The organism is Natrinema amylolyticum, from assembly GCF_020515625.1.
In the GTDB taxonomy this organism is placed as follows: Archaea; Halobacteriota; Halobacteria; order Halobacteriales; family Natrialbaceae; genus Natrinema; species Natrinema amylolyticum.
This window is the reverse complement of sequence record NZ_JAIWPJ010000003.1, coordinates 355,080-372,300: the sequence shown is the minus strand read 5'-3', so window position 1 is coordinate 372,300 and position 17,221 is coordinate 355,080. Positions and strand designations below refer to the sequence as shown.

At 67.0% G+C, this 17,221-nt stretch carries 17 protein-coding genes; 10 read left to right on the top strand and 7 right to left on the bottom strand.

What is annotated here, in order from left to right:
• Positions 1-10 precede the first annotated feature (10 nt).
• The 5 genes from LDH66_RS17475 (at position 11) to LDH66_RS17455 (ending at position 6,482) form a co-directional block, all read left to right on the top strand.
• Positions 11-1,873 (top strand): spermidine synthase, encoded by a 1,863-nt coding sequence (locus LDH66_RS17475; protein WP_226482365.1) that lies wholly within the window; start codon positions 11-13, stop codon positions 1,871-1,873.
• Between the two features lie 2 nt (positions 1,874-1,875).
• The gene (locus LDH66_RS17470) at positions 1,876-2,430 is read left to right on the top strand and encodes a DUF2617 family protein (protein WP_226482364.1); all 555 of its coding nucleotides are present in this window, start codon (positions 1,876-1,878) and stop codon (positions 2,428-2,430) included.
• Positions 2,431-2,482: 52 nt separating this feature from the next.
• Positions 2,483-4,672: a potassium channel family protein gene (locus LDH66_RS17465; RefSeq protein ID WP_226482363.1), complete on the top strand. Its 2,190-nt coding sequence runs from the start codon at positions 2,483-2,485 to the stop codon at positions 4,670-4,672.
• 55 nt (positions 4,673-4,727) lie between these two features.
• Positions 4,728-4,949, top strand: coding sequence for a type II toxin-antitoxin system HicB family antitoxin (locus LDH66_RS17460; protein WP_226482362.1), 222 nt, complete (start codon positions 4,728-4,730; stop codon positions 4,947-4,949).
• 81 nt (positions 4,950-5,030) lie between these two features.
• Positions 5,031-6,482 carry a dihydrolipoyl dehydrogenase gene (locus LDH66_RS17455; protein WP_226482361.1) on the top strand — a complete coding sequence of 484 codons (1,452 nt, stop codon included), beginning with the start codon at positions 5,031-5,033 and terminating at the stop codon, positions 6,480-6,482.
• A 61-nt stretch (positions 6,483-6,543) separates the two neighbouring features.
• Here LDH66_RS17455 and LDH66_RS17450 read toward each other — a convergent pair whose 3' ends face one another.
• Both LDH66_RS17450 and LDH66_RS17445 read right to left on the bottom strand, forming a co-directional pair.
• Entirely contained in the window at positions 6,544-7,356 is an 813-nt protein-coding gene (locus LDH66_RS17450) for an aldo/keto reductase (protein ID WP_226482360.1), read from the bottom strand.
• A gap of 122 nt (positions 7,357-7,478) precedes the next feature.
• A complete protein-coding gene (locus LDH66_RS17445) occupies positions 7,479-8,282 on the bottom strand; it encodes a sulfurtransferase (protein WP_226482359.1) in 804 nt (267 codons plus the stop codon).
• Between the two features lie 279 nt (positions 8,283-8,561).
• On the opposite strand from LDH66_RS17445, the gene LDH66_RS17440 reads away from it, so the two are divergent.
• Entirely contained in the window at positions 8,562-9,425 is an 864-nt protein-coding gene (locus tag LDH66_RS17440; protein WP_226482358.1) for a sulfurtransferase, read from the top strand.
• 163 nt (positions 9,426-9,588) lie between these two features.
• Here the strand turns inward: LDH66_RS17440 and LDH66_RS17435 are convergent, their stop codons facing one another.
• A complete protein-coding gene (locus LDH66_RS17435; protein WP_226482357.1) occupies positions 9,589-10,815 on the bottom strand; it encodes a polysaccharide deacetylase family protein in 1,227 nt (408 codons plus the stop codon).
• Between the two features lie 161 nt (positions 10,816-10,976).
• On the opposite strand from LDH66_RS17435, the gene LDH66_RS17430 reads away from it, so the two are divergent.
• Positions 10,977-11,612 (top strand): rubrerythrin family protein, encoded by a 636-nt coding sequence (locus tag LDH66_RS17430; RefSeq protein WP_226482356.1) that lies wholly within the window; start codon positions 10,977-10,979, stop codon positions 11,610-11,612.
• A 99-nt stretch (positions 11,613-11,711) separates the two neighbouring features.
• Here the strand turns inward: LDH66_RS17430 and LDH66_RS17425 are convergent, their stop codons facing one another.
• From LDH66_RS17425 to thiE, 3 genes are all read right to left on the bottom strand, one after another.
• Positions 11,712-11,984 (bottom strand): DUF7553 family protein, encoded by a 273-nt coding sequence (locus LDH66_RS17425; protein ID WP_226482355.1) that lies wholly within the window; start codon positions 11,982-11,984, stop codon positions 11,712-11,714.
• Positions 11,985-12,077: 93 nt separating this feature from the next.
• The gene (gene thiM / locus LDH66_RS17420) at positions 12,078-12,908 is read right to left on the bottom strand and encodes a hydroxyethylthiazole kinase (protein ID WP_226482354.1); all 831 of its coding nucleotides are present in this window, start codon (positions 12,906-12,908) and stop codon (positions 12,078-12,080) included.
• The gene (thiE, locus tag LDH66_RS17415) at positions 12,905-13,570 is read right to left on the bottom strand and encodes a thiamine phosphate synthase (protein ID WP_226482353.1); all 666 of its coding nucleotides are present in this window, start codon (positions 13,568-13,570) and stop codon (positions 12,905-12,907) included. Before thiE ends, thiM begins: the two co-directional genes overlap by 4 nt.
• Positions 13,571-13,694: 124 nt before the next feature.
• Here thiE and LDH66_RS17410 point away from each other — a divergent pair, with 124 nt between their 5' ends.
• Positions 13,695-14,384: a haloacid dehalogenase type II gene (locus LDH66_RS17410; protein WP_226482352.1), complete on the top strand. Its 690-nt coding sequence runs from the start codon at positions 13,695-13,697 to the stop codon at positions 14,382-14,384.
• Positions 14,385-14,400: 16 nt separating this feature from the next.
• Here LDH66_RS17410 and LDH66_RS17405 read toward each other — a convergent pair whose 3' ends face one another.
• On the bottom strand, positions 14,401-15,006 hold the full coding sequence (locus LDH66_RS17405; protein WP_226482351.1) for a GNAT family N-acetyltransferase: 606 nt from the start codon (positions 15,004-15,006) through the stop codon (positions 14,401-14,403).
• A 686-nt stretch (positions 15,007-15,692) separates the two neighbouring features.
• Here LDH66_RS17405 and LDH66_RS17400 point away from each other — a divergent pair.
• Together LDH66_RS17400 and LDH66_RS17395 are read left to right on the top strand one after the other, a co-directional pair.
• Positions 15,693-15,902, top strand: coding sequence for a hypothetical protein (locus LDH66_RS17400; RefSeq protein WP_226482350.1), 210 nt, complete (start codon positions 15,693-15,695; stop codon positions 15,900-15,902).
• Positions 15,903-16,199: 297 nt separating this feature from the next.
• Complete coding sequence (locus tag LDH66_RS17395) at positions 16,200-17,159, top strand: AEC family transporter (protein ID WP_226482349.1); 960 nt, start codon at positions 16,200-16,202, stop codon at positions 17,157-17,159.
• The last annotated feature ends 62 nt before the right edge of the window (positions 17,160-17,221 follow it).

The window sequence follows — 17,221 nt, the reverse complement described above, 5'->3', positions numbered from 1 at the left end:
GATCCGTCCGATGACGGTCCCCGGCGCTCGAGTCGATCCGGATCGAGCAGTCGAGGCCGTCGCCGAACGATTCGAGTCCGAGAATTCAGTTCACATGTCCGACGAGACATCGACCGATAGCGCCGACGGGGGCCGACTCGACACGACCGAGGGGACGGAGACCGGCGGGTCCGGTTCGGTCCTCACCGATCGACGGGTCGCGCTGGCGGCGACGTTCGTCGTCGCGTTCTGTTCGATCGCGTACGAACTCGTCTACTCGGAGCTTCTCACGGTGTTTTTCGGCGGAACCGTCCTCCGGTACTCGATCACGATCGGACTCTATATGTTCTCGCTCGGGATCGGCTCGGTGCTCTCCGCACAGCTCGGCGAGACGGAGTCGAACTTCCTCCGGACCGAGATCTATCTCGCGATCGCGGGCCCCGCGGGAGCGATGGCCATCGTCGCGATCAACTCCCTCCCGGAACTCACATTCGCCGGGAAGGAGCCGCTGGTCCTCGCGCTCTCACACGTCCCGATCCTCGTCGTCGGCGTGCTGTCCGGGTTCGAAGTCCCGCTCCTGACCGATCTCGTCGAGGACCGCGAGGACACGATCTTCGCGTCGCTGGGTCGGCTGTATCCGCGACGGATCGTCCGCGGCGTCCTCGGCCTCTTCTTCGCCGTCGGCGAGCCCGACGAGCGGTCCTTCTCCGAGGTGCTCGGCGTCGATTACCTCGGGAGTCTGGCGGGGACGGTCGTCTACGCGCTCCTGTTGTACCCCCGGTTCGGACTCGTCGTGTCCGTGTTCGCGCTGGGGCTGTTGAACGCCCTCGCCGCGCTGGCCTTCGCCGCCTGGACGTTCTCGGGCGCCGCTCGAGTGCTCTCGCGGCCGACCGCGGGGCGATGGCGCGCCGTCCTCGTCGTCGGCCTCCTCCTGACCGGCACCTACGCTGGCCTCGTCGGCCAGCCCGCCGCCGTCGACCGCGCGGTGACGACGACCTACCTCGAGCGAAACATCGAGGGCGAGTACCGCGAGGGAGCGGCCGACGTCGAGGCGCTCAGCTACGAGACGACGCCCTATCAGACGGTGCTCACCTACGAGCGCGACCTCGAGGGCCACGCCCGGACGGAGCAGTGTCTCCACCTCGATCGGGCGATACAGTTCTGTGATACCTGGGTGGATTCCTATCACAGCGGGCTCGTCGACGTCCCGATGACGACGTTCGACGATCCGTCCTCGCTGAACGTCCTGCTCGTCGGCGGCGGCGATTACATCGCCGTCGACCACCTCCGCCAGTACAACGCCTCGGTCGATCAGGTCGATATCGATGGCGAGTTCCTCGAGATGGCCCGGGAGCGAAAGTTCTTCCGGCAGCACAACAACGACGCCTACGAGTACGACCGGCTGAATACGACGAATGAGGACGCCGTCACCTACCTGCGAGAGACCGACGAGACGTACGACCTCGTCCTGCTCGACGTCCCCGGTGCGCGAAGCGACGAGACGCTGTCGCTGTACTCGACGGAGTTCTACGGCCAGGTCCGCGACCACCTGGCCGACGACGGCCTCGTCGTCTCCTGGGTCTATACGAGGAGCGGCCACCCGGCGCACAACAAGGCCTACACCACCACCGTCAGAGACGCCGGGTTCGACCGCTACCTTCCCTACTACGTGTACGACGACCTCGACGGCGACGGGGGACTCGAGCCCGGCGAGCGCTTCTACGTGCTCTCGGACGGCCCGACGCCGACCCCTGACCTCGAGCGCGCCGAGAGCGATTATGTCCGCGACCACGCCGAAACGTTCGACGAGTGGCGTTGGCGGTCGCTTCCCGTCTACGAGGACGTCGAGCCGAACAGCATCCTGCGGCCGAACTACGACATCATCGTCGACTGACCATGTCCCGAGAGACCCTCCAATTCGTTCACACCGACCGCCCGCCGGCGACCGACGGCGTCCGCGTGTTCGACTCGCTCACGCGGCCGTTCCTGGGGACCGAGTTCACGTTTCGAATCATCGGCAGCTCACACTACGTCAGCGCGCCCGAGTACGGGTTTCACGAGCTCTCGACCTGTGATCCCGCCCCGGTAGCGAGTCGCGAGGGGACGGCGATTCCGCTCGAGACGGGTCGCCCGTCCCGCCGACTCGCCTTCGAAACCGACGCCCTCCGGTGCGTGACGCGGATCGAACATCGACCCCTCTCGGCGTTCCCCCGCGACCGGTACCTGTCTCGACCGGGATCGTTCGATCTCGCGTACGCGTTCGACGGGGACCCCGACGCCGTCACGACGATCGAAATCGACGCGGACGGCTACGAGACCTATCACACCTATCCCGAGTTCGATCTCGCCCTGTACACGCGGACCGTCTTCGCGACCCATCGCGACGCCTCGAGTGCCGACGCGTCGGATGCTCGCGCGGCGGAGACGCCCGCACCGTCGGACACGATTTGACTCCGAGCAGTATTCTAAACTTATATGATGCGCGTTTACATAATGCTCTCCAATGGAAGATAAATCAGGGGACGAGGTCGGGAACGGTGACGGGGCCGACGCCGACGAGGGTGCCGGCTCCGACGTCGACGGCGGGACGGTCGAGGAGTCGGACGGCCGTCTCCCAGCGGAAGCCGGCGCATCCGTCGACTCCTCGGTACTGCACCTCTCGCCCGCCGAGCGGGAGGCGCGGGGGATCACCGACGAGGAAGTCTGCGAAACGTTTCGTGCGGTGCTCGTTCGCGGGACCGCGGCCCAGAAGGACCTCAGCGGCGTCACGCTGCCCGAACTATCATTGGATCGGACCGCCCTCGAGAGCGTCGATCGCCACCCGGTCGATCTCAGCGGGGCGACCATCGAGGGGCTCTCGCTGACGCACGCGCGGGTGACGCTGCCGTTTGTGCTCGACGGTGCCACCATCGGGTCGCTCCGGTTGACGGAGGCCCACGTCGAAGCATCGATTTCGTGTTCGAACGTGATCATTACCGGCGAAACGGATCTCTTCGAGGCGCGGTTCGACGACGACGTCACGTTCGACGGGACGACCTTCGAGGGACCGGTCGACTGCGACGAGGCGACCTTCCGCGACGACGTTCGCTTCGACGGGACGACGTTCGACGACGAGGTGACGTTTCGGGCGGCGGAGTGTCACGGCGATTCGAACTACCTCGAGGACAACACGACGTTTTCGGGGGCGACCTTTCGCGCCGGCGTGACCTTCCGCGAGACGGAGTTCGGGTTCTCGACGTTCGACGGGATCACCTGCGACGAGCCGGCGGTCTTCCAGGCGGCGACGTTCACCGGCGACGCGGAGTTTCGCGGCGCCGAGTTCGGTGCGGACGCGGACTTCGACGAGGTCCGGTTCGAGGGGGACGTCGCGTTCGACGACGTCGCGTTTCGGGGCCGAGCGGACTTCCGCGGCGCGTCGTTCGCCGGTGGTGCGCGGACGCTGGTCGACGATGCGAGTTTCGCCGGAACGACGTTCCACGGGGACGTCACGTTCCATCACGCCTCGTTTCGCTACGTGACGTTCGCCGCCGTCGAGTTCCGCGGCGAAGCACACTTCGAGTCGGCGACCTTCGACGGCGACGCCGACTTTCCCGACGTCACGTTCGCGCGGGAAGTCGACTTCGACGAGACGCGGTTTCGCGAGGACGCCGACTTCTCGGGCGTCGCGTTCGACGGCCGGTGCGTGTTTCGCGGCTGCGAGTTCGTCGGCGGCGCGAACCACCTCAAGGACGACGTCTCCTTCGAAGGGGCCCGGTTCGCCGACGACGTCGACTTCCACGACGCCGAAATTTCGTCGGCGAACTTCCGGGAGACGGCGTTCGGCGGCACGGTCGATTTCAGCCGATGTGTCGTCTCCGAACGGATCGACCTCGAGGCGCGGGGGATCGACGACGACGCGTTCGTCGATTTCACCCGCGGGAAGATCCGTAGCGGCCGGATCGTCCAGCCCGCCGAGGGGTGGGTGCGGTACGACCTGACGCTCGCGAGCGTCGGCGACGTCGACCTCGCGGCCGAGCGGACGCGCGATCACCGCCAGCTCCTCGATTACTTTCGGTTCTGTCGGACGGAGTTCGACGAGTTCGACGGCCACACCTTCGATTTCAGCGGCCACCGCGAGTACCTCGACCGGAACGACTGGACGGTCCACGCCTTCGACGAGCCGTCGACGGACGCGTTCGACCCCGACTACGCCCTCGAGATGACGCCGGAGGTCGTCGAGACGACGTATCTGAAGGCCAAACAGAGCGCGAGCGAGATCGGCGACATGAAGACCGCCGGCGAGTTCCGCGTCAAGCGCCAGCGGTACAGCCGGCACAAGAGCCTCGAGGCCGTCCGCGATCCGGACGCAGGCGTCGTGACGCGGGCGAAGAACCTCGGTCGCGCCGCGGAGAACTTCTTCCTCGGAATCACCTGCGGCCACGGCATGCGACCGATGCGGATCGGCATCGCGTTCGCCATCGCACCGGTGTTCTTCGCGATCCCGTACGCGTTCGGCGGGCCGCTGTTCGAAACGGATGCGACGGGCTTCTACAACAACCTCTACTTCAGCTACATCAGTTACACGACGATCGGCTACGGCAATATCGCCCCCGTGGGACCGCTCGCCCGCTTTCTCGCCGGCTCCGAGGCGTACCTCAGTACGATCCTCGCCGCCCTGCTCGTCTACGCGCTGGTCAAACGCTCCGAGCTGTGAGCCGGTCGGCGGCGGCGTCGATGCGTATTTCACTCGAGCGGGCCAATCCACGCCCATGAGTTCCGACGCAGACGTCGATCCCTCGGAGTACGAGGGACTCGAGGACGCGGACGTGACCATGCGAGTCAACGACCACGGCCTCCACATCGCCGACGACGAGGAAACGGGCGTCTCGAGTCAGGGACAGACGCCGGAAGAGGCCCTCGCGAACCTCGCGGAGGCGGTCGAGACCTACCGGGAAGCCACGTCGGAGGAGGCGGCCGACGACTGGCTCTAGGGCCGGCGCGATCGGCGCGGCGGGCGGCGCGTTCACATAGCAGGCGCTCGTTTTACGCGGCCGTCCGTGGTCGCTTCCGGTATGGAGGAGTACGATATCGTCGTGCTCGGCGGCGGCTCGGGTAGCCAGGTCGCGACCGCGGCGGCAGAACAGGGCCTCAAGGCGGCGGTCGTCGAACCCGGACCCCTCGGCGGCGCGTGTATCACTCGCGGCTGCGTCCCCTCGAAGGCGCTCATCCACCGAGCGGACGTCACGGGAGAGGTGCGCGGGGCCGAGGCGTTCGGCGTCGGCGCGGAGTTGAAAGACATCGAGTACGGCGAGATCACGGCCTCGATTCACGACACCGTCTACGAGAAGGCCGACAATCAGGAGTCCGGCCTGCGGGACAGCGAGAAAGTCGCCCTCTACCGCGGCGAGGGTCGGTTCGTCGACGATCGGACGATCGCGATCGAGCCGACGGATGATTCGGAGGAGGAGGAAACGCAGGAGATCAGCGGCGAGACCGTCGTCATCGCCGTCGGGGGTCGACCGATGGTCCCGCCGATCGACGGCATCGAAGACGTCGACTTCCTCACGAGCGACGACGCGCTCTTCCTCGCGGAGCGGCCCGACGAACTCGTGATCGTCGGGGGCGGCTACATCGGGGCCGAACTGGGCTACTTCTTCGGCGCGCTGGGAACCGAGGTGTCGATCGTCGGCCGTAGCGATCGGCTCGTTCCGCGGGAGGACGACGACGTGAGCGCGACGGTGACCGAGTCGCTCGAGGCCTACTGCGACGTCTACACCGGCCACGAGGCTGCCGCGGTCGAGCCAGCGGCGGACGGAGGAGGCGAAGAAGGGGTCGTCGTGACCGCGGAACCGAGCGACGACAGCGACGACGAGGCGGTCGAGCTCACCGCCGACGAACTCCTGCTCGCGACCGGCCGGCGGCCCAACACGGACGCGCTCGAACTCGAGGAGACGGGTATCGAGACCGACGAGAAGGGGTACGTCGAGACCGACGAGACCCTCGAGACGACCGTCGACGGCGTCTGGGCGCTGGGCGACGTCCTCGGCGAGCAGCCGTTCAAGCACGCGGCCGACGCCGAGGCGCGGGTCGTGACCCGGAACGTCCTGGACGACGCCGGCGAGACGATCGACTACGAGGCGATGCCTCACGCGATTTTCACCGAACCGCGGGTCGCCAGCGTCGGCCGGACGGAGGGCGACCTCGCGGACGCGGACCGCGAGTACGAGGCCGTCACCGTCCCCTACGGCGCCGCGCCGATGGGGATGATCCTCGAGGCCGACGACGGGTTCGTGAAGGCGATCGCCGGGCCGGACGGCAAGATCCTGGGCTGTCACATCGTCGGCCCGCAGGCCGCGACGCTGCTCCACGAGGTCGTCGTCGCGATGGACGGCGGCGGCACCGTCGCGGACGTCGCCGACCCGGTCCACGTCCATCCCGCGCTGAACGAGGTGGTCTACGCGGCGTTCGACGAGCTCTCGGGGGCGGCGTACTCGACGGCACCGGACTGGCGAGACGTCTCGTGACTCCCGACGGGAGTCCGAGGGCGGCCGCCGACGTATTCGTCGCCCAGTGAGTCGCCGCGGGTCACCAGTTCCACGGTCCGTGATCGGGATCGATCACGCGATGCCGACGGTCGATCGAGTCGATCAGTTCGACGTCGTCGGCGTCGAGTTCGAGTTCCCGCGCCGCCACGTTCTGCTCGAGGTGCTCGCGGCTGCTGGCCTTGGGAATCGCGGCGACGTTGTCGTGATCGAGGAGCCACGCGAGAGACACCTGCGCCGGCGTCGCGTCGTGTTTCTCGGCGACCCGCCGGATTTCGGGCACGTCGAGGATCTCGCCGTTCGCCAGCGGCGAGTAGGCGACGAACCGGTAGTCGTGGTCCTGTGCGTGGGCGACCAGCTCCTCCTGTGGAAGCAGGGGGTGCATCTCGGCCTGATGGGCGAACAGCGGCGCGTCGAGGACCTCGAGGGCCTCGTCGAGCAGGTCCGGCGTGAAGTTCGAGAGGCCGACGTTGCGAGTCTTCCCCGCTCGGTAGGCCTCGTCGTAGGCGGGCAGGATCGTCTCGTGGTCGTAGACGCCGGAGGGCCAGTGAACGTACAGGAGATCGACGGTCTCGACGCCGAGGCGCTCGAGGCGGCCGTCGATCGCGTCGGGAACGGCCGCGGGGTCGGCCGGGACGTCGTGGTGGACCGTCTTCGTCGAGAGGAAGACGTCCTCGCGATCGACCGACGCGGATCGGAGCGCCTCGCCGACGTATTGCTCGTTTTCGTACACCTGCGCCGTATCGACGTGGCGGTAGCCGACGTCTAACGCCGTCTCGACGGTGTCGCGCCACTGCTCGCGGTCGTCTTCGGAGTACGTGCCGAGGCCGATGCCCGGCAACGAATCGCGGGCCATCGGTGCGGCGTACTCGATAGCGGTGGATGGGTCTTCCGATCACCCGCACGGATTCCCGCTATCGAATCAGACGCGCTCGACGGGGCCGATGGGGTCAGTAGCGTCGCCCGTCGGGGCGGGGCTCACTCGGACGCGACCGGACCGCTCTCTATCTCGCCGTCGTTGGCGAGCCACTCCGTGAGACTCCCCTCGTAAAAGTAGACGTCCTCGTAGCCCAGCGCCGTGAGCACGACGTAGGTGTGGCTGATCCGCCGCGCGGTGTTGCAGTAGAGGACGATTTCGCGGTCCGGCGTGATGCCGTGATCGGCGAGCAACGCCTCGAGTTCGGCCTCGGGCTTCAGCCGCCGCGTCTCGTCGTCGACGACCTCGCGCCAGTCGAAGCGGACGGCGCCCGGCAAGCGCGCCTCCTCGAACTCCTCGAGTTCGCGCGTGTCGACGAAGACGGCGTCGCGCTCGAGGGCATCCGCGACGGCGTCGTAGCCGACCAGCGGGCTCTCGTCGGGCGCGAGCGGGTCGGGGTCGTAGTCGGTCGACTCGAACGCGGCCGTCTCGCTCGTGGTCTCGTACTCCCGATTCCACGCGCTGTAGTCGCCGTCTAACAGGCGCACGTCGTCGTGCCCGTACTCCAGTGCGGTGAGCACGAACCGGGCCGCGAAGACGCCGTGGGTGTCGTCGTAGGCGACGATCGTGTCCGCGGGGCTGATCCCCGCGTCGCCGAGCAGTTCGGCGAAGGCTTCGGCACCGGGCAGGGTCCCGCGATCGACGTCGCTCTCGTCGCGGTAGCTGTCGAACGGGACGTTCACCGCGCCGGGGATGTGACCGATCCCGTCGAACTCCCAGGCGTCCCTGACGTCGACGATGCGCACGGCGGAATCGTCCAGACGCGATGCGAGCCAGTCGGGGGAAACGACGACGGAGTCGTCCATTAGTCCGCCGTTCGAAACGGAGACTCGAGTACGCACCGATTTCGGGTGGATTGTCGGATACCGAGACAGTGGCAACGCTTGCTTGTTTTTGACGGGGGTGGTGATCTATCCCCATTGCTATATATCGAATACCCCTCGAAACCGGCGAAAGCAGCGCTCGTACGGACGGGAACGAGAATCAGCGCCACAAGTATCGGCAAGTATTTCCGCCAGGGTCGATCGGTGTCCGAATTGACCGGTTAAGAAGTCCCTTTGTGTGTCGCCATTGTAGGACCGCGTATGGCAAACGACTACGCCAACGACGTACTCGTCACGGCCGACTGGGTCGCTGACCGACTCGACGACTTCCAGGACGACGACTCCGACCTCCGACTGGTCGAGGTCGACGTCGACACGGAAGCTTACGAAGACGAACACGCGCCCGGCGCGATCGGGTTCAACTGGGAGACGCAGCTCCAGGACCAGACCCAGCGAGACATCCTCGACAAGGAAGACTTCGAGGACCTCCTCGGGAGCCACGGCATCAGCGAGGACGACACGGTCGTCCTCTACGGTGACAACTCCAACTGGTTCGCCGCCTACACCTACTGGCAGTTCAAGTACTACGGTCACGACGAGGTCTACCTGCTCGACGGTGGCCGCGAGTACTGGCTCGAGAACGACTACCCGACCACGGACGAGGAGCCGGACTTCTCGGAAACCGAGTACGACGCCGCCGGTCCGCGCGAGAGCATCCGCGCGTACCGAGAGGACGTCGAGAACGCAATCGATCGCGGCGTTCCGCTCGTCGACGTTCGCTCGCCCGAGGAGTTCTCCGGCGAGATCCTCGCGCCCTCGGGCCTGCAGGAGACCGCCCAGCGCGGCGGTCACATCCCCGGCGCGAAGAACATCTCGTGGGCCGCCGTGACCAACGACGACGGCACCTTCAAGGACTACGACGAGCTCGAGGAGCTCTACGCCGAGGAGGACATCGACGGCGACGAGACGACCGTCGCCTACTGCCGCATCGGCGAGCGCTCCTCCGTCGCCTGGTTCGCGCTCCACGAACTGCTCGGCTACGAGGACACCGTCAACTACGACGGCTCCTGGACCGAGTGGGGTAACCTCGTCAACGCGCCGATCGAAACCGGCAGCGGCGAGTAAGCGTAGTCGCTCGAGAGGGCCTCGCTCTCTCGTGACCGACGCACCGTCCGAACGACGTCGATTTTTCCGCGCGGATCACCGTCCCAGCGAGTGCTGTCGCTTGCGGCCGTCGTTTCCCAAAAATACCGGCAGTCGACCCCGATGAACCCCCCATTCGAGCGGACTACTCCTCGTGGACGTGATTCGACGCGATATCATCCGGGCCGACGACCTCGACCTCGCCGGCCGACTCGAGGTCGGCGAGGTGTGAGATCGTCTCCTCGAACGCCCGCCGCGACCCACCGGTGAGATCGGGGTAGGAGAGCGTCGTGATCGTCCGGAACCGGGCCGTTCGATCGAGGATCCGTTGGGCCTCGTCGGCGTCCGGACTGACGGCCCGCGGCGCGAGGGCGGGGTTCGACAGGTCACCGTGACCGGCGTAGCCGCCGACGAATCCGATGTCGTGGTTCTCCGCGACGACGTTCATCGCCCCGTCGTCGTAGCGGTTGAGCGGATACGAGAAGTAGTTCGCGCCGTCCTCGAACCCGTTGTCCTCGAGCCACTCGATCGCTCCCTCGACCTGCTCGCGCTGGGCCGACTCGGTCGCGCCGGCGAGCTCGTCGGCGGTCGTCCCCTGGCTACCGATCGTCCAGCCGTCGCTCCGGAGGGTCTCGAGTTGGCTTTCGCTGAGATAGCCGCTGCCGCCCACGTAGTCGGTGGGGACGAACGCCGTCGCGGGGAAGTCGTGGTCCGACAGCGTCGAACGCGCCCGCGTGTAGACGGACTCGTCGCCGCCGAACTGGAGGAGGACTTTGCCCGTCTCCGGTCGGGAGACGAAGTGGAGATCGTCGACCCACACCGTCACCGACCGGTCGTCGCCAGCCCACGCGGAGATCTTGACGTGCTTGATCGCGCTCAGGTCCGGATCGCCGTCCGTGTCCGTAACCGCGAGATCGTGACGCGCGAGCGGAAGCCCCGGCTCGAGGGCACACTGGAGGAGCAGCCGGTTCCCGTCGGTGTCGGTGAGCTGGACCATCGGATCGACGTCTTCCTCGGTCGCGAGCGCCAGCGCGGGGAACTCGGTCGAGAGGTCTCGCGGTGAGTCGAACCGACGTTTGATCATCACTCGCTGCTGGGATTCGTCGGCCGTCATGCGGCCGGACTGATCGCCGACGTACGCTCGCTGCGCGTCGAGCTCCAGCGAGCCCTCCATCACCTCCCACATCGAGAGGTCGTCGAACTGGTCGAACGAGCCGGGATCCTCGTCGATCGTGTCCGACGGATCGGACGAGTCGTCACCACCGGTACCGTCGGTTTCGGTCGGCTCGTCGGAGGTTTCGGAATCGCTCAGGGCGGAACAGCCACCGAGCGTCGCCGCGGCGGCCGTCACCAGATACGCTCGTCGTTTCATTCCGCTCGAGAAGAGTTCGGATGCGGTAATTGTTATGGTGCCGTTGGAGTTCAGCGTTCGAACAGTAACCGGGACATATCGCCCGCAATCGCGGGGATAGTACGGGGTCCCAACGGCGGCGTCACGTTAAACCTAACTCGGGGCCCCCCGAAGGGACCTGCATGACCGATCCCGAGACGTTCGTCGACACTGTCAGCGAGGAAAACCAGACCGCGCTCTCGCGACTCGGCTCCTCGAAGTCGCTGTACGCCGAGACCGAAGGCGAGATCGAAACCGAACCCGTCCTCGAGGCGACCGCCGACGCCGAGTACGCCGCCTGGCAGACCTTCCTCGAGTGGGCCGACGACGAGGCGGACGACGACGCGCGGGAAGCGTTCGAAACGACGGCCGCGGAGGAGCAGGACCACTACGAGACCGTCGACGACAAGCTCGCGGACGACGAGTACGAGCCGGAGGACGTTCCCGCGCTCCACGAGTACCTGCGCGATCAGGAGGACACCGTCTCCCGCGTCGGCGCGCTCGTCGGACGCATCCTCGCGAGCCAGCGCTCGAAGGATCAGGTCGTCGGCTACTTCGTCGGCGACGCCGACCCCCAGACCGCCAGCCTGTTCCGCGGCTTCGGCGAGGACCTGGACGACCAACTCGAGCGCGCGAAAGCGCTCCTCGAGACGGTCTGTGAGAGCGACGAGGACTGGGACCGCGCCGAGGAGGCCGCCACCGGCGCGATCCAGGCCGCCTACGACGAGTACGTCGAGACGCTCGAGGGGATGGGCGCGAATCCGAAGCCCGTCTGCTGAGCGTCGCTAACGACTATCGAGGTGACGGGTCCCTCCCGCATACTCGCGGCTGTCGCTGACGTTCTCGAGCCGCGGAAAAACGACCGTCCTCGAAGCCCCTCAGACGCCCTCGAGCGTCGAGCGGAACTCGGTGATCGCCTCGAGCGCATCGTCGATGTGGTCCGCGACCTCGCCGCCCTCGTCGCCCGCGATGTCCTTCAGGATGTGCTCGTGGCGCGCGAGCTGGCCGTGATCGGGGCCGTGCTCGGCCGTGGCGTAGTCCTCGAACTTTGCCGCCTGGTTCTGCAGCCGTTCCGCCGCCTCGTCGTCGGACGCGGCCGTCGACGCCGCCTCGATCGACTCGGCCGCACTCTGGAGTTCGTTGCGAGCCATAGGTGACAGTTCTCCCGGGGGTATTAAAACGGTTTCAGTACGTTCCGAATCGCTGGAAATACCGTTCGGACGACTCGAATCGGAGCCCGCGTCTCAGAGTTCCTGTTCGATCCGATCCGCGAGCGCGAGGTCGTCGACGACGTCGCCGGTGACGCCGTAGACGGCGTCGCGGAAGTTCGTTCGGTAGCTTCCCGGTCCGGCGTACTCCGTCTCGGCCGCGCGCTCGCCCGCGATGCCGAACGCGAGCGTGCCGTGGACGGCGGCCTCGCTGGCGTCCTCGAGCGCGCCACCGAAGGTCCCGATGGTCGCGGCGAGCATACAGCCGGTGCCGACGACCTCGCCGAGCATCTCGTGGCCGGCGGTGAGCCGAACCGCGCCGTCGGCGTCGGCGACGACGTCCTCGACGCCCGATGCGACGACGATCGAGCCGGTCGACTCGGCGACGGATCGGGCGGTCTCCTCGATCTCCTCGTAGTCGCCGATAGACTCGACGCCTTTCACGTCGGCCTCGACGCCGGCGAGCGCGCTGATCTCGCCGTAGTTGCCCTTGATCGCGGCGAAGTCGACCTCCGAGAGGAGGCTCTCGGCGACCGCGTCGCGCGAGGGCGTCGAGCCCACGCCGACGGGGTCGAGGACGACCGGGATCCCGCGCTCGTTCGCCTTTCGGCCGGCCTCGTGCATGGCTTCGACGCGGCCGTCGGGCACCTGGCCGATGTTGATCACGACCGCGCGCGCGGCCTCGGCCATCTCGCCGGCGTCCCCGAAGGAGTCGGCCATCACCGGCAGCCCGCCCCAGTGGAGGGTCAGGTTCGCCACGTCGTTGATCGTCACCGTGTTGGTCAAGTGCTGGACGAGCGGCTCCGTCTCCCGGACCGTTCGGACCGAATCCGCGAGGTCGTCGGCGGCGATGTCAGTAACGCTCATTCGCTGGGTCCTCCGTGGCCGACTCCCTTCGGCGTTTCGACGGCGGCAGCAAGCGTTTCGGTCGCCGCCCGCGGATCCGAGGCCGCGGTAATCGCGCTGATAACGGCCACGCCGGCCGCTCCCGCCTCAACGACGGGTCCGGCGTTGTCGGCCGTGATACCGCCGATACCGACGATCGGAATCGAGACCGCCTCGGCGATGTCGGTGATCCGTTCCGGGCCGATCCCGTCGTTCTCCGTCTCGACGTCCTTCGAGGAGGTCCCGTAGACCGCCCCGACGCCGAGATAGTCCGCGCCCTCGGCTTCCGCCTCGCGGGCCTCGGCGACTGTCGACGTCGAGCAGCCGACGATCGCGTCCGGCCCGAGCAGGTCGCGGGCGACGCCGACCGGCAGGTCTGACTGGCCGACGTGGACGCCGTCGGCATCGATCGCTCGCGCGATGTCGATCCGGTCGTTGACGATCAGATCGACGCCCGCCTCGGCCGTCAGGTCGCGTAACTCGAGGCCGAGTTCGTACCGCGAGCGAGCGCTCGCGTCCTTTTCGCGCAGTTGCACGGCGTCGACGCCGCCGTCGATAGCCGCGCGGACGATCTCGGGCGTCGACCGGTCGGCCGACAGCGACGCCTGCGTGACGAGGTAGGTCCGCCAGTTCGAGGGATTCACGGGTGTTACCAATCGGTAGTCGCACTAAGCGGCTTCGATCGGCAGGGCGTTAGAGGTAGATCTCACCGTCTCGGCGGTGAAGAGAACGGGCGAGATTCTTGGTCCGCCGCGCGAGAACGCAGGTATGGCGTTCGATCCCGACCGCGTCACGACGGTCACGTTCGACTCCTACAGCACGCTCGTCGACGTCGATGCGACCGTAGCTGCACTGGCGGACCACGCGGATATCGAGGACCCGGACCCCATCTCCCGGACCTGGCGCGAGCGGTCGATGCAGTACACGCTCGTCGCGAACCACCTCGAGTCCTACGAGACGTTCTACGAGATCAACCGCGACGCGCTCGCCTACGCACTGGCGGCTCACGGAATCGACCTCCCCGCCGACGAACGCGAGGCGATCCTCGAGGTCTATCACGAACTCGAGGTCTTCGACGACGTCCGGGAGAGCATCGAGCGGTTGCACGAGGCCGGCTACGACACGTACGTCCTCTCGAACGGGAACCCGGACATGCTCGATTCGATGGTCGACCACGCCGGTATCGGCGACCTCCTCGTCGATACCATCAGCGCGGACGAACTCGGGACGTTCAAGCCCGATCCGGATCTCTACCGCCACGCCGCCGGGCGGACGGGGACGCCGCTCGACGAACTCGTCCACGTCTCGGCGCTGTGGTTCGACGTGCAGGGCGCGATCCACGCCGGGATGCAGGGCGTCTGGCTCGACCGGAAGGGGACCCCGTGGGAGCCCTTCGGCGACGAACCGGATCTGATCACCGAGGGGATCGCGGCGGTCGCGGATCGACTGGAGCGGTGATCGGCCGCGGCTCGAGTCAGGACAGTTCGAGCGAGTCCTCGCCCGTCCGGACGAGCGACTCCCAGTCGTCGTCCTCCCGAACCGCCGGGAACGGGCGCGGACGCTCGGGCGTGTCCGATTTCTCGGCGAGCGGTCGCCGCCACCAGGCCACGTCCTGCCACTCGTCCTGCGTGTAGCCGATCGCCGGAAAGTCGACCAGTCGCTCGAACCCCATCCGCTCGTGGAACCGCTCGGTCTCGGGGTTCGGGACCGTCGTCACGGCGTAGGCGTCGCGGATCCCCTGGCGCTCGAGGACGGCGAACAGCGACTCGTAGAGCGCCTGTCCCACTCCCGTCCGTCGAGCCGAGTTGGCGACGTAGACCGAGAGTTCGACGACCCACTCGTAGGCCCGGCGTTTGCGGAGCGGCCCCGCGTAGGCGTAGCCGACGACCTCAGTATCGACCTCGCAGACGAGCCACGGATGGCACTCGAGGGTCGACTCGATCCGGTCGGCGAGTTCGGCCTCTGCGGGCGCGGTCTCCTCGAACGTGACCGCCGTCGACTCGCAGAAGGGGGCGTAGATGTCGCGAACGGCGGCCGCGTCCGCCGGAGTCGCGACCCGAATTCGAGCGTCTGCTGTCATCGGTCGTGGTTACCGTGCGCCCGAAATAAGTCCGCTGAAGGCGCTCGAGCGAGCCGTCGTGGACGCGTCTTCGACCAGCGCCGCGGTTCGACCGCCGGTCGCGACGCTCGAATCGATACGATGGCTGATCGAGCCGATACCAAGGCTGGCCGATCCGATACTACAGCTTGGCGAACCGATACCGGAGTTAGAGAGCGAGACTGCCTCGAGAAGGGACCGTTCTCCCGTCGTATCTTCACCTTGTGACCAGAAGTACTTAAAGATCGAACGAGGTTCGGGGACGATCAGAGCCGACGGTCACCCAGAGCGAGCACTGGCGCTATCAGGTTCGGAGACGCAAGGAGGACAGCTCCACCTTGTGAGCAGAAGCACTTAAAGGGTGAACGCGACCGGCGGTCGCAGCCCGACGAACGTGAAGCGTCGCGACTATCGAATATGGCTGCCGGAGAACGACCGTCTTCCCGTCATAGCTCTACCTTGTGACCAGAAGTACTTAAACGACGGTCGGCGCTCGCCTCGAGCGGGAGACGCGAACCAAGTCAGTGACTCCCTCATCGACGGCCGCGCACCGGATCCGTCGAGTCGAGAACACGATCAGCGAGCGCCGCTGGCGACCGCGGCCGCCGCGGACGACCGGCATAAACGATTTAGGCGAGTGAGACGATAGCATTCGACACGGGAGAGCGATGTCACTCGAGAACGAAACCTCCCCGGAGACCCCCACGTGTTCGCGGTGTGGCATCGAGATGGAGCGTCGGGGTACGGGCGTCGAGAAGACCGTCCCGCTCATCGGCAGCGAGATCGAGTACCAGCAGTTCGGCTGTCCGGAGTGCGGCCAGGGCGCTCGGTTCGAACGGCGCGAACAGGACGAGGAGTGGTCGCGCGCCGGCCTCTGAACGGAACGGGAACTGCGCGGCCGCCGAGCACTCTACCGTATTCCTCCGGTCCCGTCTCGACGACGACAGTCCCGATGCCGTAAGGTGTGTCCAGCGGTACGGTGAGCGGGTCGAACGGCTGCTGAACGGCGGGGTCGTTCTCGATGCATTCGCCGCGGTTTCCGGACGCGGTCCGATCCGATCGCAAGTCCCATATCAGGTGTAGGGAGTATCTCGCTGCGAATGCAGCACGCGATCGTCATCCGTCGACGAGGGAGTTCGAGTCGACCGTCACACCGCGAGGGCGAGCGCTGACCGATGGCCGATCTGCTCGGTATCTTCGGCTCCGCTATCGGCCCGATCGTCGCTATCGCGGGCGTGGGCTACGTCCTTGCGACCGTCAAGGAGATCGATCCGGAGCCGCTGAACACGGCCGTCGTCTACGTGTTGGCTCCGGCGCTGGTCTTTCACAGCCTCGCCGTCACGGAACTCGAGGCAGCGACGCTCGCGCGAGTGACGATCGGTATCGTCGCCTTCACCGCGACGATGTGGGGGGTCGCCGAACTCGCCGGCCGCGCCGTCGGCGAGCGCGAACCCGCCCTGAGCGGACTGGTGCTCGTCGCGATCTTCTGTAACTCAGGGAACCTCGGCATCCCCGTCTCCGATTTCGCGTTCGGCGAGGTCGGCCGGCAGACGGCCGTCCTCTTCCTCTCGGTCCAGTCCGTGCTGATGTACACGGTCGGCGTCTACGTCGCCTCCCGGAGCAGCGGGTCGGCCGGCCTCGAGGGCGTCCGCCGCGTGTTCTACATCCCGTTGGCCTACGCCGTCATCGCGGCGCTGGGTGCGCGGGCGCTGGATCTCGTCCCGCCCGAGGACACGGCGGCGATGGAGACGCTCCAACTCGTCGGCGACGCCTCGATTCCGCTCATGTTGCTCATTCTGGGCATCCAGCTCGCGCGCACCGACACTGCCTCCGCCGTCTCTCGCGCCTGGCCCGCGACGGCGCTCAAGATGGGCATCGCCCCCGTCGTCGGCCTCGGCGTCGCCCTCCTCGTCGGCTTCGAGAACCCGACCGTCGCGCGCGTGTTCGTCCTCGAGACGGCGATGCCCGCCGCCGTCACGCCGCTGATCCTCGTCATCGAGTTCGCCGGCAGCGCCCGGACGGAGGGCGTCCTCGTCTCGGAGTACGTCTCGACCTGCGTGTTCCTGACGACGCTGCTCGCGATTCCGGTGTTGACCGTCCTGATCGCGGTCTTGCAGTCCGGCGTCGTGATCTGAGCGGTGGCTGCCGGCCCTCGTCTCCGACGCGAGCGGGAAAACGTCCACCTGTTCGCAGGGAT

Coding starts and splice junctions, on each gene's coding strand:
- LDH66_RS17475 (WP_226482365.1), top strand. CDS start 11: ATGACGGTCCCCGGCGCTCGAGTCGATCCGGATCGAGCAGTCGAGGCC.
- LDH66_RS17470 (WP_226482364.1), top strand. CDS start 1,876: ATGTCCCGAGAGACCCTCCAATTCGTTCACACCGACCGCCCGCCGGCG.
- LDH66_RS17465 (WP_226482363.1), top strand. CDS start 2,483: ATGGAAGATAAATCAGGGGACGAGGTCGGGAACGGTGACGGGGCCGAC.
- LDH66_RS17460 (WP_226482362.1), top strand. CDS start 4,728: ATGAGTTCCGACGCAGACGTCGATCCCTCGGAGTACGAGGGACTCGAG.
- LDH66_RS17455 (WP_226482361.1), top strand. CDS start 5,031: ATGGAGGAGTACGATATCGTCGTGCTCGGCGGCGGCTCGGGTAGCCAG.
- LDH66_RS17450 (WP_226482360.1), bottom strand. CDS start 7,356: ATGGCCCGCGATTCGTTGCCGGGCATCGGCCTCGGCACGTACTCCGAA.
- LDH66_RS17445 (WP_226482359.1), bottom strand. CDS start 8,282: ATGGACGACTCCGTCGTCGTTTCCCCCGACTGGCTCGCATCGCGTCTG.
- LDH66_RS17440 (WP_226482358.1), top strand. CDS start 8,562: ATGGCAAACGACTACGCCAACGACGTACTCGTCACGGCCGACTGGGTC.
- LDH66_RS17435 (WP_226482357.1), bottom strand. CDS start 10,815: ATGAAACGACGAGCGTATCTGGTGACGGCCGCCGCGGCGACGCTCGGT.
- LDH66_RS17430 (WP_226482356.1), top strand. CDS start 10,977: ATGACCGATCCCGAGACGTTCGTCGACACTGTCAGCGAGGAAAACCAG.
- LDH66_RS17425 (WP_226482355.1), bottom strand. CDS start 11,984: ATGGCTCGCAACGAACTCCAGAGTGCGGCCGAGTCGATCGAGGCGGCG.
- thiM (WP_226482354.1), bottom strand. CDS start 12,908: ATGAGCGTTACTGACATCGCCGCCGACGACCTCGCGGATTCGGTCCGA.
- LDH66_RS17410 (WP_226482352.1), top strand. CDS start 13,695: ATGGCGTTCGATCCCGACCGCGTCACGACGGTCACGTTCGACTCCTAC.
- LDH66_RS17405 (WP_226482351.1), bottom strand. CDS start 15,006: ATGACAGCAGACGCTCGAATTCGGGTCGCGACTCCGGCGGACGCGGCC.
- LDH66_RS17400 (WP_226482350.1), top strand. CDS start 15,693: ATGTCACTCGAGAACGAAACCTCCCCGGAGACCCCCACGTGTTCGCGG.
- LDH66_RS17395 (WP_226482349.1), top strand. CDS start 16,200: ATGGCCGATCTGCTCGGTATCTTCGGCTCCGCTATCGGCCCGATCGTC.